Origin of the sequence: Glutamicibacter sp. NPDC087344, from assembly GCF_044744225.1 — a bacterium.
Classification (GTDB): Bacteria; Actinomycetota; Actinomycetes; order Actinomycetales; family Micrococcaceae; genus Glutamicibacter.
Map to the genome: position 1 here is coordinate 344,591 of NZ_JBIUXY010000002.1, position 14,532 is coordinate 359,122.

A 14,532-nucleotide genomic window follows, 5' to 3' on the forward strand; every position below is an offset into this window, starting at 1 on the left:
GAATGACATGCATCGCCCGGCACCCACAGAAGACATCAACGAGGATGATCTGAAGGTCACCGAGCCCGCTCACGCGGCCGCCGGTTTGAAGGCCGTAATGGTCTCCATGGAACGCGGTTTCTCCGAAGCCGGACCTTCGCGCACCCTGCGCTCCATGCTGCGCATCAATCAGCGCGGCGGATTCGACTGCCCGGGCTGCGCCTGGCCGGAATCGATCACCGGGGCGCGCAAACCGGCAGAGTTCTGCGAAAACGGCGCCAAGGCGGTGGCCGAAGAGGCCAGCGCCCGCACCGTCACCCCCGAGTGGTTCGCCCAGCACCCGCTGTCCGTACTGCGCGACAAAACCGAGTACTGGCTCGGTTCCCAGGGGCGCATCACCAACCCGATGATCATCCACGCGGGGGAGACCCACTACCGGCCAATCAGCTGGCCAGAGGCCTTCGCCACGATCGCCGAACACGTCAACGCCACCACCCCGGAGCGTTGCGTGTTCTACACCTCGGGACGTACCGCGAACGAAACCGCGTTCATGTACCAGCTGCTGGCTCGCTCGCTGGGCACCAACAACCTGCCGGACTGCTCGAATATGTGCCACGAATCCTCGGGCACGGCACTGAACCCGACCATCGGCATCGGCAAGGGAACCGTCTCCCTGGAAGACTTCGACCACGCCGAAGCGATCTTCGTGATCGGCCAGAACCCGGGCACCAACCACCCGCGCATGCTCTCTGCCCTGGCCGAGGCACGCAAGGGCGGGGCGCGGATTGTGGCCATCAACCCGCTGCCGGAAGCCGGATTCTTCGGCCTGAAGGATCCGCAATCGCTCAAGGGCATGCTGGGCAAGGCCGACCCGATTTGCACCGATTTCCTGCAGATCAAGGTCGGCGGAGACCTGGCCCTGTTCCAGGCCTTCGGCCACCTGCTGCTGCAGTTCGAGGCGGAGAACCCGGGCTCCGTGGTGGACCACGAGTTCATCGCGGAGGTCACCGACGGCTTCGAGGACTACAAAAAGGCCCGCGCCACCCTGGACTGGGATGCCACCGAACAGGCAACCGGCCTGACCCGCGAGCAGATCACGGAGGTTGCCCGCCTGCTGGCCAAGTCCAAGGCCACCATCATCTGCTGGGCGCTGGGCCTGACCCAGCAGCCGCACTCGGTGCCGACGCTGAAGGAAGTCATCAACCTGCTGCTGCTGCAGGGCAACTTCGGCAAACCCGGTGCCGGGGCCTGCCCGGTGCGCGGGCACTCCAACGTGCAGGGCGACCGCACCATGGGGATCTGGGAGAAGCCGACCGAAAAACTGCTGGCGGATATCGACGCAGAGTTCGGGATTCACTCGCCGCGCGAACACGGTTTTGATTCAACCGAAGCGCTGCACGCGTTTGAAAAGGATGAGATCGACGTTTTTGTTTCCATGGGTGGAAACTTCGCGTTGGCCAATTCGGATACCGAGTCCTTGGAAGCCGGCATGCAGCGCGCCAAGCTGACCGTGCACATCTCCACCAAACCAAACCGTTCACACGTTGTCCACGGGCAGACCTCGCTGATCCTGCCGACGCTGGGGCGCACCGACAAGGACGACAAGCACCCCGGCGGGGCGCAGTTCCTTTCGGTGGAGGACTCCATGTCCGTGATCCACTCGACCCAGGGGCGGCTGACCCCGGTCTCCGAGCACCTGCTCTCCGAACCGGTCATCGTGGCGCGTATGGCCCAGGCGATCCTCGGGGATGACCACCCGGTGGATTGGCGAGCCATGGCCGAGGACTACGACGTGGTCCGCGACCACATTTCCCGAGTGCTGCCAGGTTTTGAGGACTTCAACCGCCGGGTGCGGGAGAAGAACGGTTTTGTGCTTCCCAACCCGCCGCGCGATACCCGCTCCTTCGCCACGGACATCGGCAAGGGCCGTTTCACGGTCTCCGAGTTCGAGGCGCTTGAGGCTCCCGAGGGCCACCTGATCCTGCAGACCATGCGTTCGCACGACCAGTACAACACCACGTTCTACGGGCTGGATGACCGCTACCGCGGCATCAAGAACGGGCGCCGGGTCATCCTGATCCATCCAGAGGATCTGGAAGAATCCGGGTTCAAGGATCGCGACCTGGTGGACGTGATTTCAACCTTCCGCGGCACCGAGCGCCGTGCCAACCGGTTCCGGCTGGTCTCCTACCCCACCGCCAAGGGTTGCGTGGCCGCCTACTATCCGGAAGCCAACGCGCTGGTGCACCGAGACTTAGTGGCTCGCGAGTCGAACACCCCTGGTTTCAAGGCCATGATGGTGCGGTTTGTGGAGCACACCGAGAACCCGGGCCCGACCCTGGACAGCTAGCCTGAGCGAAGGCGGCCCGCGGATGGAATTCTTGCCAATCCCATCTGCGGGCCGTTTTTTGCTTTCAGGCGACCGTGACTTGCGACACACTGGGTGTGGTATGTTCAAGATCCAAATGATGTTCACTGTGATGTCCAGTGGGAGGCAGAACATGGGTGGGTCCGGCGCGTGGGGGAAAGGGTTGATTGCCCACGGGAACTAGGTTTTCCCGTCGCGGCTCGCAACCCGGCTTCGGCTGACTTGTTCTCGAGACGACAAACTCCGCTCATTCATGCCCATTCGCTATGCGCCGATCCACGGCGTAGGAGGTGAGGCGCTATGGCTCCCGAATCTGCCACGCCGCCGCGGTGCACCGTCACCGTCAACCACAAAGCACAACAATTCGCCGGACCCCCGCATACCAACGCCCTGGATTTCCTGCGCGGACTCGGACTGACATCCTGCAAGGAAGGCTGCGCGGAAGGCGAATGCGGGGCCTGCGCGATTCTGCTGGCGCGCACCGACGGCGAGCGCTCACGCTGGAGTGCGGTGAACGCCTGCCTGATTCCGGCCGCGGCCTTGGAGGGGCAGCACGTGCTGACCGCCGAGGGCTTGGGCACCGTTTCCGAACCGCACCCGGTGCAACACCAGCTGGCAGAGCACGGTGGTTCGCAGTGCGGCTACTGCACCCCGGGATTTGTCTGCGCCATGGCCGCTGAATTCTACCGGCCCGAACGTGCCGAACAGCAGGTTGCCGAAGCGCCCGGCCCGCACACCGGGGGACCCAACGGATTCGACCTGCACGCCTTGTCCGGCAACCTGTGCCGGTGCACCGGATATCGGCCCATCAAGGATGCGGCCTTCGAGCTGGGTATGCCGGAACCCGAGGACCACCTCACCCAGGTTCCCGCCACGCGCCCTGCGCCCACCGATTACTGGGGTGCGGACACCCCGGCGGGAGCCGTGGGTCGATTTCGCCGCCCCGAGACCCTGAGCCAAGCGCTGCAGATCCTGAGCGAGGAACCGGATACCAAGGTGATCGCCGGGGCCACCGATTGGGGCATCGAGGTCAACCTCAAGTCCGCTCGGGCGAACTCGGTGCTGGCCATCGACCGTTTGGCGCAGTTGCGCCGGGTGGTGCAAAACGAAAACTATCTTGAACTGGGTGCCGCCTGCACCCTGAGCGAGCTTGAGCGCGCCCTGGCTGGGCGTGTTCCGCTGCTGGATCTGCTGTGGCCGAACTTCGCTTCCCGGCTGATCCGCAATTCGGCGACCCTCGGAGGAAACCTGGGCACAGGTTCCCCCATTGGCGATTCGCCTCCGGTGCTGCTGGCGTTGGACGCGCAGGTGGTGCTGGTGTCCGTCTCAGGTGAGCGGGTGGTGCCGCTGGAAAACTACTTCACCGGCTACCGCCAGAGTGTGCGCCAGCCGGATGAATTGATCTCGGCCATTCGGATTCCCATGCCGTTGGCCGCGCGGGTGTCGTTCCAGAAAATTGCCAAACGCCGTTTTGACGACATTTCCAGTGTGGCCGTCGCCTTGGCCTTTGACGTGCAGGCCGGCAGGATCACGCGGGCGCGCATTGGCGTGGGCGGAGTGGCGGCCACCCCGGTGCGGGCCACGGCCACCGAGCAGCTGTTGCTTGGCCTGGAATGGAATGAACAGAGCATGCAGCAAGCCGGTGCGTTGCTGAGCACCGAAGGCACACCGCTGGATGATCATCGGGCCAGCGCGGCCTATCGGCGAGCCATGCTGGGTTCGGCGCTTGAACGATTTTTTGCGGAGCAGGAAACCGAGAGGCGGGCGGGATCATGAGCATCCAAGAGAATCAGCGTCCAGCCGGATCGGTTGTCGGTCAGCGAATCATCCACGAATCGGCGCTTGAGCATGTGACCGGTGCGGCCCGGTACACCGAAGATCTGGCCGGAAGCTTGCTGGGGGTGCTGCACGCGTACCCGGTGCAATCCCCGCATGCACACGCCAAGCTCCTGAACATCGATGACTCGGCCGCCAGACAAATTCCGGGGGTGCACCTGGTGCTCACCGCCGCTGAGATTCCCGGGGTCAATGACCAAGGCGCCAAACATGATGAACCGATGCTCCCGGTGGATGAAGTGATGTTCCACGGGCAGCCGGTCGCGTGGGTGCTGGGCGAAGACCTCGAAGCGGCGAAGGCCGGCGCCGCGGCGGTGAAGGTTGACTACGAGCGGCTTGATGCACTGATCACGCTCGGTGAAGCGATCGCCGCGCAAAGTTTTCACGGCATCCAACCGGTGATCAGCAAGGGGGATACCACGCAGGCGTTTGCCACGGCGGCCCACATCTTCCAAGGAGAATTCGAGTTCGCCGGACAAGAGCACTTTTATCTGGAAACCCAGAGTTCGCTGGCCTATGTCGAGGCGGACGGGCAGATCATGGTGCACGCCTCAACCCAACACCCCACCGAAACCCAGGACATCGTTGCCCACGTGCTGGGTATCGACTCGCACCGGGTCACGGTGCAGGTGTTGCGCATGGGCGGCGCCTTTGGCGGCAAGGAAATGCAACCCCACGGGTATGCCGCGGTGGCGGCGCTCGGCGCGAGCCTCACCGGCCGGCCGGTGAGGGTGCGGCTGGAACGAGCCCGGGATTTGACGATGACCGGTAAACGTCATGGCTTCCATGCCTCCTGGCAGATCGGATTCGACCAGCATCAACGGATTACGGCGCTGTCCGCGCAGCTGACCAGCGACGGCGGGTGGAGCCTGGATCTGTCCGAGCCTGTACTCACCCGCGCCATGTGCCATATCGACAACGCCTACTGGATTCCGAACATCCAGGTGCGCGGGCGGGTGGCTAAATGCCATAAAACCTCTCAGACGGCGTTTCGCGGATTCGGCGGACCGCAGGGAATGCTGGTCATTGAAAACATCCTTGGTGAGGTCGCCCCGAAGCTGGGGGTCAGCGCGCATGAACTGCGCCGGCGGAACTTTTATGTTCCGGGGCAAGACACCCCGTACTACCAGCCGGTGCGCCACGCCGAGCGGCTGCATCGGGTCTGGGAGCAGGTGCTTGAATCCTCGCAGTTTGCGCAACGCCAGCAACAGGTCGAGGTCTTTAACGCCTCCCACCCGCATGCCAAACGCGGGTTGGCCATCACCCCGGTGAAATTCGGCATTTCCTTCAACTTCACGGCTTTCAACCAGGCCGGCGCGCTGGTGCTGGTCTACAAGGACGGTTCGGTGCTGGTCACCCATGGCGGCACCGAGATGGGACAGGGGGTGCACACCAAGATCCTGCAGGTCGCGGCCACCGCGCTGGGGGTTCCCCTCTCCTACGTGAGGTTGGCTCCGACCCGTACCGACAAGGTCCCCAATACCTCGGCCACCGCAGCGAGCACGGGAAGCGACCTCAACGGCGCAGCCGTTAAGAATGCCTGCGAGCAGATTCGCCACAGGCTTCAGACGCTGGCCGCCGCGGAACTAGGTGTTGAGGATTCAGAGGTCAGCTTCCTGGACGGGGTTGTGACGGCTCAGGGGAGAACCATGAGCTGGAAAACCTTGGTGTCCAAGGCATACTTCGCACGGATCCAGCTCTCCGCTGCCGGTTTTTACAGCACCGAGGGTTTGCACTGGGATTTGAATGCCATGCGCGGGGAACCGTTTAAGTACTTCTCCTATGGGGCGGCGGTGTCCGAGGTGCAGATCAGCCGCTTTGACGGGTCTTACCAGCTGCGCCGGGTGGATATCGTGCATGACGTGGGTGACTCGCTGTCCCCATTAGTGGACCGTGGGCAAATTGAGGGTGGATTTATCCAAGGCACCGGCTGGCTCACCTTGGAGGACCTGCGGTGGGAAACCCAGGGCCCCAACCGCGGGCGGCTGGCTACCGCGAGCGCCAGTACCTACAAATTGCCGAGTTTTTCCGAGATGCCACCGGTGTTCAACGTCGAGTTCCTCGACAACGCCACGGAGGACGGCGTGGTTTACGGGTCCAAGGCGGTCGGAGAGCCGCCGCTGATGCTGGCCTTCAGTGTCCGTGAAGCCTTACGCCAAGCGGTGGCAGGTTTTGCACCGGCCGGGCACAGTGTCCAGCTGGCCTCGCCGGCCACCCCGGAAGCGGTGTTCTGGGCGGTGCACCAAGCCCGTCAAGCCCAGGAGGGCGGGCATCATGTGGATTGAGGACCTGGCCCGGCTGCGCGCCCAACGCATCCCGGCGGTGCTGGCTACCGTGGTGTCGGTCCGCGGGCACACCCCGCGGGAGGCCGGAGCCAAGATGGTGATCACCGCGGACGAGCTGCTGGGAAGTGTGGGCGGTGGGAACCTGGAAATGCTGGTGGCCACCCGCGCTCGGCACATGCTGGAAACCGCTGAGCAGTCCCCGGAGCAGCTGACGCTGCGGCTGAATGACCGGCAGCCGGCGGTCTACGGCAAACAATGCTGCGGGGGAGAAGCGGTGGTGTTGCTCGAACCGGTGCCGGTGCGGCCGGTTATTGCGATCTTCGGGATAGGGCATGTGGGGCTGGAATTGGCCCACATCCTCTCGCGGCACGACGTCGAACTGGTTTTAACCGATTCGCGTCCCGAACAATTGGCGCAGCTCCAACCGTTGCTGGCATCTTCTCCGGTGGCGCAGATCCGGTGCCACCACGCGGTGTTGGCCGAACAGCTCCTGAGCGAGCTGCCCACCGGGGCAATGGTGGTGATCATGACCCATGATCACGCGGAGGATTTTCACCTGTGTGATGCGGCGCTGCGCCGCGATGGATTGGGTTTTGTGGGACTGATCGGTTCGGCCGCGAAATACACACGATTCACCAAGATGCTCACCGAATCCGGTCACAGCCCAGGGAGCATCGCCGGCATTACCTGCCCCATTGGCTTACCCGGAATTCTGGGAAAGCAGCCCGCGGTCATTGCGTTGAGTGTGGCCGCGGACCTGCTGTCCCGGATGACGTTAGATGCCGCGTCTCGCCGTGAGGATGTGCTTCGGATCTAACGCGTGTTTGATCAACTGGTGGGTGCGTCGCGCAGTGTCATCCAGCTGCCACGGCAGCTGATCCCGTTTGACCAACCCGATGCCGTGCTCTCCACTGATGGTGCCACCGAGGCTCAACGCTAGCTTGGTGATGTCTTCGATCACCAGCTCCGCTGCGGCGTAACCCTGCGCGGTGTCCTCTGCTTCAACTGTTGGATGCAAATTGCCATCCCCCGCATGCGCAACTACCGAAATGGTTCGCCCATGGTTTTGCGAGATCCTGTCGATGCCGCGGAATACCTCGGCTAATTGACCGACCGGGACCGCCACATCGCAGGAAACGCGTAGGCCTTGGGCGCTGAGCGCTGGGTTGGCCAGCCGGCGCGCTTCCAACAGGCTGTCGCCCTCGGCGATCACCACCTCTGCGGCGCCGTACTCACGACACAGCTGCGCAGTGTCTTGGGCCATTGCTTCGGCCTGCAGGCCGGTGAACTGGCCGATCAGCAGGTTGTTGCCGTCCGCGGGCAGCGAAGAAGGTTTGTAGGCCTCGATGATCTCCACGCTGCGGGCATCGAGCAGTTCCAGGACCTCAGGGGTCTGAACGCTGTTGACGATCGCGGTAACCGCACGCCCTGCTGCTTCGATGGATTCGAAACTTGCACGGAAGGTATAGGGTGTTCCGGCCGCGATCGGTTGAAGCCGCAGTGTTGCCGAGGTGATCACTCCAAGGGTCCCCTCGGAACCGACAAATAAGCTTGTCAGGTCCAAACCCACCACGTTCTTCAGGGTCCGGGCACCGGTATGCAAGATGCTGCCATCGGCCAGTACGACTTCCAGAGCGGCCACCGAATCTCGGGTTACCCCATGGCTAATGCAACGCAGTCCTCCGGCGTTGGTGGCGATGTTTCCGCCAATGCTGGCGGTTGTCGCGCTCGCCGGGTCCGGGGCGAAAAACAATCCGAATTCTCTGGCTGCCTGATTGAGGTCGGCGTTGATGACCCCTGCTTGTACGTCGGCTAATCGGTTCACCGGATCGATTCGTACAATCTGATTCATACGTTCAAGCGACAGGACCAACCCGTGATCATAGGCCAGGGCACCGCCGCTCAATCCGGTGCCGGTTCCACGCACGGAGACCTGCACACCATGCTGGTTCGCCCAGCGCAGTGCTACGCAGACCTCGGCAGTGGTTTCGGGAAAGACCGCACCCAGAGCGATTCCTTGAGGTTGGTAGCGTGACTCATCGCGGGACACACGGTCCAGTTCGGGGCCTTCGGTCACGAATCGAGCGCCGAAGATCTGGTGAAGTTCGCTGGTTGGTGGGGCGGTGGGGGACTGCGTGTGCATAAATTCCTTCGTTCTGCTTATCATGCTGTAGGTAGATGCCCGGACAGGTTTTCGAAACGGTTATTTAGCCCGGGTCTTAAACGGGCTGCTCAGTTGTTCTTGTTCTGCGTCCGGTCCCAGCGGGATGCCGGTGCGGTCGCGCAACAGTAATGTCGCGCAGGCGCCGATGAGCGTCATGGCCGAAAGATAGATGGTGACCGAGACGGTTGTGCCGGTGGACTGCACCAGCAAGGTGGCAATGGTCGGCGCGAAAGCCCCGCCAAGGATGCAACCCAGCGCATACGCAATCGATACCCCTGAGAAACGAACGGATGCTGGAAACAGCTCAGAATACAGAGCTGATTGAGGTCCGTAGGTGAAACCTAATCCGATGGTTAGCGAGGCGACGCCGACGAATAGCAGCGCGACCTCTCCGGTATTCACTAGCGGGAAGAGTGCAATGACGCCGAGCAGCTGCAGTGCCCATCCGATGAGATAGGTGTTTCTGCGGTTGATTTTGTCGCTGAGCCAGCCAGCGAACCAAGTGGAAGCCAACCACGTTAGCCCGGACAGCGCCACGGCGAATAACACCGGCTCGCGCTCCATCCCCAGTGGCCCGTCTGGGTTTGTTGCGTAGTTCTGCACGTATCCGCCGGTGGTCATGTAGCCTACGGCATTGTTGCCAGCCACAACCAGTGCGGCGACGAGAACGAGCAATGCGTGTTTGCGGAAAAGTGTCACAACTGGCGAAGTGTTTTCCTTTTTGCGTTCAGCAATCTCCGCGAAGACGGGGCTTTCTTCAACGTTTCGCCTCACGTAGTAACCGATCAGGATCAGGACCACCGAGAAGAGGAAAGGTATACGCCAGCCCCACGCGAGAAACGCGTCTCCCGGAGCTATGACGGCCATCAATCCCATGATCCCCGAGGCCAGCAGGAGTCCCAGCGGAACACCGATCTGCGGTGAAGCTCCGTAGAGTCCGCGCTTCCCCTCCGGCGCGTGTTCCACCGCCATGAGCGCCGCACCTCCCCATTCGCCGCCGGCTGAGAGGCCCTGAACGATTCGCAAAAATACCAAAAGAATCGGAGCGGCCAGGCCAATAGAGGCGAAATCGGGAAGCAATCCGATCAAGGTGGTGGCGGCGCCCATGAGGATCAGCGCGGCCATGAGAACCGGTCGGCGTCCGTAGCGATCGCCAAAGTGTCCGGCGAGGAAGGCTCCTAACGGACGGAACAAAAAGCTGATACCAACCGAAGCGAATGCCAACACGGTAGCAAATTGCGCCCCTGCTGGTGCGAAGAACAGGTGCGAGAAAACTAGACCTGCCGCGCCGGCGTAGAGGAAAAAGTCGTACCATTCGACGGTTGTTCCCACGATGGTGGCAAAGACGACCCGTCGTCTTTCAGCGGGTGTTGATGTGGGTTGCGTCGTGAGCGGGGTACTGCGTGATGTGGTCATGGCGACTCCTTTGTCTGAAGGAACAAGAGATACGAGTGACGTCAGTTACATACTTTATATTATAAAATATGAGCGTCAAGCCTTGAATCCAAAAAACTGTCGCGGGTGCGATATTCTCGTCTTGCGAGCAGATAGTGATGAATTGGCCGATGGAATCCATGGGCGCGAGGTTGAAAGCGGGGGACGATGTCGGCTTCCGAGCTTCAACGACGCGGATCACAGAGCAAAGCAGATATTGCGTACGCTCACATCAAGCAACAAATTGAGAATGGGACCCTTGCTCCGCACCAGCGTGTCCTCGCCGGACCGCTAGCGCACGAGCTCGGTGTGAGTGGGGTACCGGTACGTGAAGCAATTCAGCGTCTGGCCGCTGAAGGTTTGCTGCAGATCATCCATAACGTCGGAGCGCGGGTAGCGGTCATCGACGAACGCGCCTATCGAGACGGAATGGAAACCTTGGCAGTGATGGATGGCACGGCAACCGCACTGGCGGCCAGTCACCTGCGCGAGGCGGATCTGAAGAAAGCTGAGCAAGTCAATGAACAAATCGTGGCGATGCTTGATTCATTTGATCAGGGTGCTTACGGGGACTTGAACGCTCAGTTCCATGCCATCTTGCATTCAAAATGCCCTAATGATCGGATCTTGGAACTCACGAGGTCGGAATGGAAAAAATTCGCGAGCATTCAGGACCCCGGCGCCAACGTTGACGAGCACCGTGCCCGCGGTGCGGTTGAAGAACATCGTGCGCTACTGGCCCTCATCCGAGAAGGTGCGCCGATCCAAGAGATCGAGATGGCATCCCGCCGGCATGTGTTGAGCTCACTTGAGGCTCGAACAAAACATCAAAGTCGACTGATGTAGCTAGTTGTTGGGAGGGAATAGTTTGTGTTTCCTACTTGCCGGTCAAATGAACCTGGCACGTTCTGCACATCAGATCTTCCACGATGAGCGCATCCCTGTCCGGCAACTGCCAGTGGGGCGGGGGACACCTTGCTTTCCCGGTGACATGCGCGGTGATGCCCGGGGCAAGCCAGATACCTTGATTTTGCGAGTAACACTGCACCAATCTGTAACAAGCTCACAGATCAGGGCCCAGATCCGGTTTAGACTCAGGCTATGAAACATCATGAACTTGGACGCACACACCGCAACGTCTCCGTCATCGGATTGGGGACCTGGCAGCTCGGAGCCGACTGGGGGTCGGTGGATGAGGGTGAAGCATTGGCGGTACTGGATGCAGCCCATGCGTCCGGTGTCGATTTTTTCGACACCGCAGATGTTTACGGGGATGGCAGAAGCGAGCAGCTGATCGGGCGTTGGCTCAAGGCCAACCCGCAGGCTGAGGTGACCGTGGCAACCAAGATGGGTCGCCGCGTCGAACAGGTGCCGGAAGCCTACACCCTTGACGCTTTCCGCGCCTGGAATGATCGTTCCCGGGCCAACCTCGGGGTGGATACCCTGGATCTCGTGCAGCTTCATTGCCCTCCCACCGCCGTCTATTCCTCGGATGCCGTGTACGACGCGCTGGACACCATGGTCTCCGAAGGCCGGATCGCCAACTACGGGGTGTCGGTAGAAACCGTGGATGAGGCGCTGACCGCCATGGCACGTCCCAACGTCGCCACGGTCCAGATCATCGTGAACGCCTTCCGCCACAAACCGATCGAACAGGTGTTGCCGGTGGCCCGGCAGGCAGGTGTAGGAATTATCGCCCGCGTCCCGCTGGCCAGCGGCATGCTCGCCAACCGCTACACCAAGGACACCCAGTTCGCCGCGGATGACCACCGCAACTTCAACCGCGACGGCTCCTCCTTCGACGTGGGGGAGACCTTCTCCGGTGTCGACTATGCCACCGGGCTTGAGGCCGCCGGGCAATTCGCGGCCCTGGCCGCAGCCGAGATCCCTGAGGCAACCAGCGCGCAGGTGGCCCTGGCCTGGCTCGCGGCGCAGGACGGAATCAGCACCATCATCCCCGGGGCCCGCTCCACGGCCCAAGCCCAAGCCAATGCGGCGGCTGGCTCACTGGAGGTCTCTGCAGACTTCAACGACGCGGTACGCAAACTTTACGATGAGAAACTGCGTGCCCAGATCCACCCGCGCTGGTAACTGATCAAAAAAACTGATCAAAAAAGCTTGCCCTCCTGTCGTGTCGCACGAAAGGAGGGCAAGCTTTTCGAGATTTAGGCCGATTTCCGGGTGCAGCTGGCTCAGGCGATACGGTACCCGCGTTTGATCACCGTGGTGATGAGTTTGGGATCCGGCAGGCTTTTGCGCAACCGGCTCAGCGTCATATCCAGGGCATGGCGTGAGGGCAGGGAACTGAGCGAGGTGGCCAGCTCATCGCGTGAGACCACATTCCCGCCAGCTTGCAGCAGGCAGCGCAGGATTTCGGCATGCAACGGGGTCAGGGTGCAGTCCTGGTTGTTCAGCGACAAGGTCCGACCGCGCAACTGGCACAACCCGCGCGCCGTATCCACACTCAAGGTGCCCTGGTCCCCGAGCGCGATGACCAGCTGAAGCACCATGGCCCCCATCCGGTGGCGTTGCGGGATCAAGGGATGCAGCACCCCGGCCTGGATGAGCGGCTCGGCGGTCACCGGGCCAACCGTGGCCGCCAGCACCCGCTCGTTAAAGGAGCGGATCAGCGTGGGCAGCATCCCGCGGGCCGCGGCGGCGGCCAGCAGGGTGTGCACACTGGGGGCGCTGGTGAAGGTGACCGCGTCAAATCGCCCGGCGCAGATCCCCTCCACCAGGGCGGAAATGTGCGGATCGTTGCTGTTCTCCAGCCACCGGTAGGGCTCGATCTTCACCACGTGCGCCGCCCCGAGCCGCCTGATATCCCGGGAGAGCGGCCGGTCATTATCTGCGTGCATCTGGACCGCCACGTTGGCCCCGTCCACCTGGCCGCGAAGCAGCTCAAGCAAACCCTCGCTGGTGCCGTCCGACGCGCTGCCGACCACAGTCAGGCCCACGGCGCGTACCGCACCGAGCGCCTTGGCGCCGCGGGTGTAGATACGGCAACCTTCCAAGGCCTGGCTGAGCTGGTCGGCCAGACCCGCGGCCTCCGCGGTGTCGAACCAGCGCCGCAGCCCGTAGGCGGTGGTCACCACCAACACCTCGGGTGGCTCGGAGATGATCCGACGGGTCTGGCTGAGCAGAATCTGCTCATCCTCCAACGGAGCAAGCCGCAGCAACGGGGTATGGGTGGTTTCGGCCCCGCGGCGTTCAAGGGCTTCGATCAGTTCGTTCGACCGCCGGTCGCTGGTCACCGCAATACGGAAACCGGAGAGCTGCTGCGGGCTGATCATGCGGTGGCTCCTAAACTCATCGGTTGCACCGCATCCAGGCTCAGCGGCAGGGCAGCGACCTCCCCAATGACAATGACAGCCGGATTAGCGCAGCCGGCGGCCCGTGAAGCGGAAGCCAGCGTGGACAGTGTTGCATGGGTGGTGCGCTGGGTCCCGGTGGTCCCGGACTCAACAATAGCGCAGGGGGTATCTCCCACCATCCCGCAACGGCGCAAACCCGCGGTGGTGTGTTCAAGGGTCCCCATCCCCATCAGCACCACCACCGTTCCGCCGAGTTTGGCCAGCTGCTGAAGCTGGTGCTCCTCCAACGGGTCGTGCCCGGAGATCACGGTGAACGCGCGGGTGACCCCGCGGGCGGTGACCGGGATGCCGGCCGCCGACGGCACCGTGATGCACGAGGACAAACCTGGCACCACGCTGACCGGAATGCCGGCCGCCGTGGCGGATTCGACCTCTTCGAAACCGCGGCCGAACACATAGGGATCTCCGCCCTTCAGGCGCACCACGTGGTTTCCGCGGGCCGCCTCCTCCAGCATCAGATCTTCGATCCGGTCCTGGGTGACCTTGTGGTGCCCGGGCTGCTTGCCCACATCGATGATGCGTGCCTGCGGTGCCAGCTGCTCCAGGAACTCACCGGGCCCCAACCGGTCGCAGAACACCACATCCGCGCTGGCCATTGCGGTGGCAGCCCGCAAGGTGAGCAGGTCCAAGGCCCCTGGGCCGCCGCCAACCAGCGTGATGCGCCCGCCCAGTTCTCCCGGATCAAGCTCGATCACCGGGATTCCCTGCCGCAGCGCTTGGTCGCGCAGGGCCGCGAACTTCAAGGATTGGCCGGCGCACAAAGCCAGCACATCTGCTTGGGCCAGCAACGCCAACGCCCCGGTGCAGGTATTTGCCTGCAGCAAGGTATCAACGAACTGCGCCTGCAGGTACCTGGCGGCACGCTCTGCCGAGCCTGGTTTCGCGGCCAGCAGGACCGTGCACCCGGCAAGGTCCAGCCGTGCGCCGATCATTTTGTACTCTCCCTTGCCACGCGGCCGGTGTGCCCGGCACCGCGGTGCCACGACGTGCACTGATTTGCTGCAAAATTGCCTGTTTGATGCTGTGACATGGGAGGTACGCTCCAAATTGCTCGGTTTGGGGAATATCTAAAATGTTATCCAGGGCTTTTTG

General features: G+C 62.5%; 10 protein-coding genes. 6 read left to right on the top strand and 4 right to left on the bottom strand.

Annotation, left to right across the window (positions count from 1 at the left end; translation table 11 throughout):
• The first annotated feature begins 7 nt into the window (after positions 1-7).
• The 4 genes from ACIOWL_RS04580 to xdhC all read left to right on the top strand — a co-directional run bounded on the left by ACIOWL_RS04580 (position 8) and on the right by xdhC (position 7,285).
• Positions 8-2,329 (top strand): FdhF/YdeP family oxidoreductase, encoded by a 2,322-nt coding sequence (locus ACIOWL_RS04580; protein ID WP_400382140.1) that lies wholly within the window; start codon positions 8-10, stop codon positions 2,327-2,329.
• Between the two features lie 318 nt (positions 2,330-2,647).
• Positions 2,648-4,123: a xanthine dehydrogenase small subunit gene (locus ACIOWL_RS04585; protein ID WP_400382142.1), complete on the top strand. Its 1,476-nt coding sequence runs from the start codon at positions 2,648-2,650 to the stop codon at positions 4,121-4,123.
• Positions 4,120-6,468 carry a xanthine dehydrogenase molybdopterin binding subunit gene (gene xdhB / locus ACIOWL_RS04590; protein WP_400382144.1) on the top strand — a complete coding sequence of 783 codons (2,349 nt, stop codon included), beginning with the start codon at positions 4,120-4,122 and terminating at the stop codon, positions 6,466-6,468. The genes ACIOWL_RS04585 and xdhB overlap by 4 nt, the downstream gene beginning before the upstream one ends.
• Positions 6,458-7,285, top strand: coding sequence for a xanthine dehydrogenase accessory protein XdhC (xdhC, locus tag ACIOWL_RS04595; RefSeq protein ID WP_400382146.1), 828 nt, complete (start codon positions 6,458-6,460; stop codon positions 7,283-7,285). Before xdhB ends, xdhC begins: the two co-directional genes overlap by 11 nt.
• Here the strand turns inward: xdhC and ACIOWL_RS04600 are convergent.
• Positions 7,244-8,611, bottom strand: coding sequence for an FAD-binding oxidoreductase (locus ACIOWL_RS04600; protein WP_400382148.1), 1,368 nt, complete (start codon positions 8,609-8,611; stop codon positions 7,244-7,246). The genes xdhC and ACIOWL_RS04600 overlap by 42 nt on opposite strands.
• Before the next feature lie 60 nt (positions 8,612-8,671).
• Entirely contained in the window at positions 8,672-10,048 is a 1,377-nt protein-coding gene (locus ACIOWL_RS04605; RefSeq protein ID WP_400382150.1) for an MFS transporter, read from the bottom strand.
• Positions 10,049-10,234: 186 nt separating this feature from the next.
• On the opposite strand from ACIOWL_RS04605, the gene ACIOWL_RS04610 reads away from it, so the two are divergent.
• Together ACIOWL_RS04610 and ACIOWL_RS04615 are read left to right on the top strand one after the other, a co-directional pair.
• Positions 10,235-10,912 (top strand): GntR family transcriptional regulator, encoded by a 678-nt coding sequence (locus tag ACIOWL_RS04610; protein WP_400382151.1) that lies wholly within the window; start codon positions 10,235-10,237, stop codon positions 10,910-10,912.
• A gap of 255 nt (positions 10,913-11,167) precedes the next feature.
• Complete coding sequence (locus ACIOWL_RS04615) at positions 11,168-12,157, top strand: aldo/keto reductase (RefSeq protein ID WP_400382153.1); 990 nt, start codon at positions 11,168-11,170, stop codon at positions 12,155-12,157.
• A 101-nt stretch (positions 12,158-12,258) separates the two neighbouring features.
• On the opposite strand, the gene ACIOWL_RS04620 is transcribed toward ACIOWL_RS04615, so the two are convergent.
• Positions 12,259-13,359: a uroporphyrinogen-III synthase gene (locus ACIOWL_RS04620; protein ID WP_400382155.1), complete on the bottom strand. Its 1,101-nt coding sequence runs from the start codon at positions 13,357-13,359 to the stop codon at positions 12,259-12,261.
• A complete protein-coding gene (gene cobA / locus ACIOWL_RS04625; RefSeq protein WP_400382157.1) occupies positions 13,356-14,372 on the bottom strand; it encodes a uroporphyrinogen-III C-methyltransferase in 1,017 nt (338 codons plus the stop codon). Before cobA ends, ACIOWL_RS04620 begins: the two co-directional genes overlap by 4 nt.
• Positions 14,373-14,532 lie beyond the last annotated feature (160 nt).

Coding starts and splice junctions, on each gene's coding strand:
- ACIOWL_RS04580 (WP_400382140.1), top strand. CDS start 8: ATGCATCGCCCGGCACCCACAGAAGACATCAACGAGGATGATCTGAAG.
- ACIOWL_RS04585 (WP_400382142.1), top strand. CDS start 2,648: ATGGCTCCCGAATCTGCCACGCCGCCGCGGTGCACCGTCACCGTCAAC.
- xdhB (WP_400382144.1), top strand. CDS start 4,120: ATGAGCATCCAAGAGAATCAGCGTCCAGCCGGATCGGTTGTCGGTCAG.
- xdhC (WP_400382146.1), top strand. CDS start 6,458: ATGTGGATTGAGGACCTGGCCCGGCTGCGCGCCCAACGCATCCCGGCG.
- ACIOWL_RS04600 (WP_400382148.1), bottom strand. CDS start 8,611: ATGCACACGCAGTCCCCCACCGCCCCACCAACCAGCGAACTTCACCAG.
- ACIOWL_RS04605 (WP_400382150.1), bottom strand. CDS start 10,048: ATGACCACATCACGCAGTACCCCGCTCACGACGCAACCCACATCAACA.
- ACIOWL_RS04610 (WP_400382151.1), top strand. CDS start 10,235: ATGTCGGCTTCCGAGCTTCAACGACGCGGATCACAGAGCAAAGCAGAT.
- ACIOWL_RS04615 (WP_400382153.1), top strand. CDS start 11,168: ATGAAACATCATGAACTTGGACGCACACACCGCAACGTCTCCGTCATC.
- ACIOWL_RS04620 (WP_400382155.1), bottom strand. CDS start 13,359: ATGATCAGCCCGCAGCAGCTCTCCGGTTTCCGTATTGCGGTGACCAGC.
- cobA (WP_400382157.1), bottom strand. CDS start 14,372: ATGATCGGCGCACGGCTGGACCTTGCCGGGTGCACGGTCCTGCTGGCC.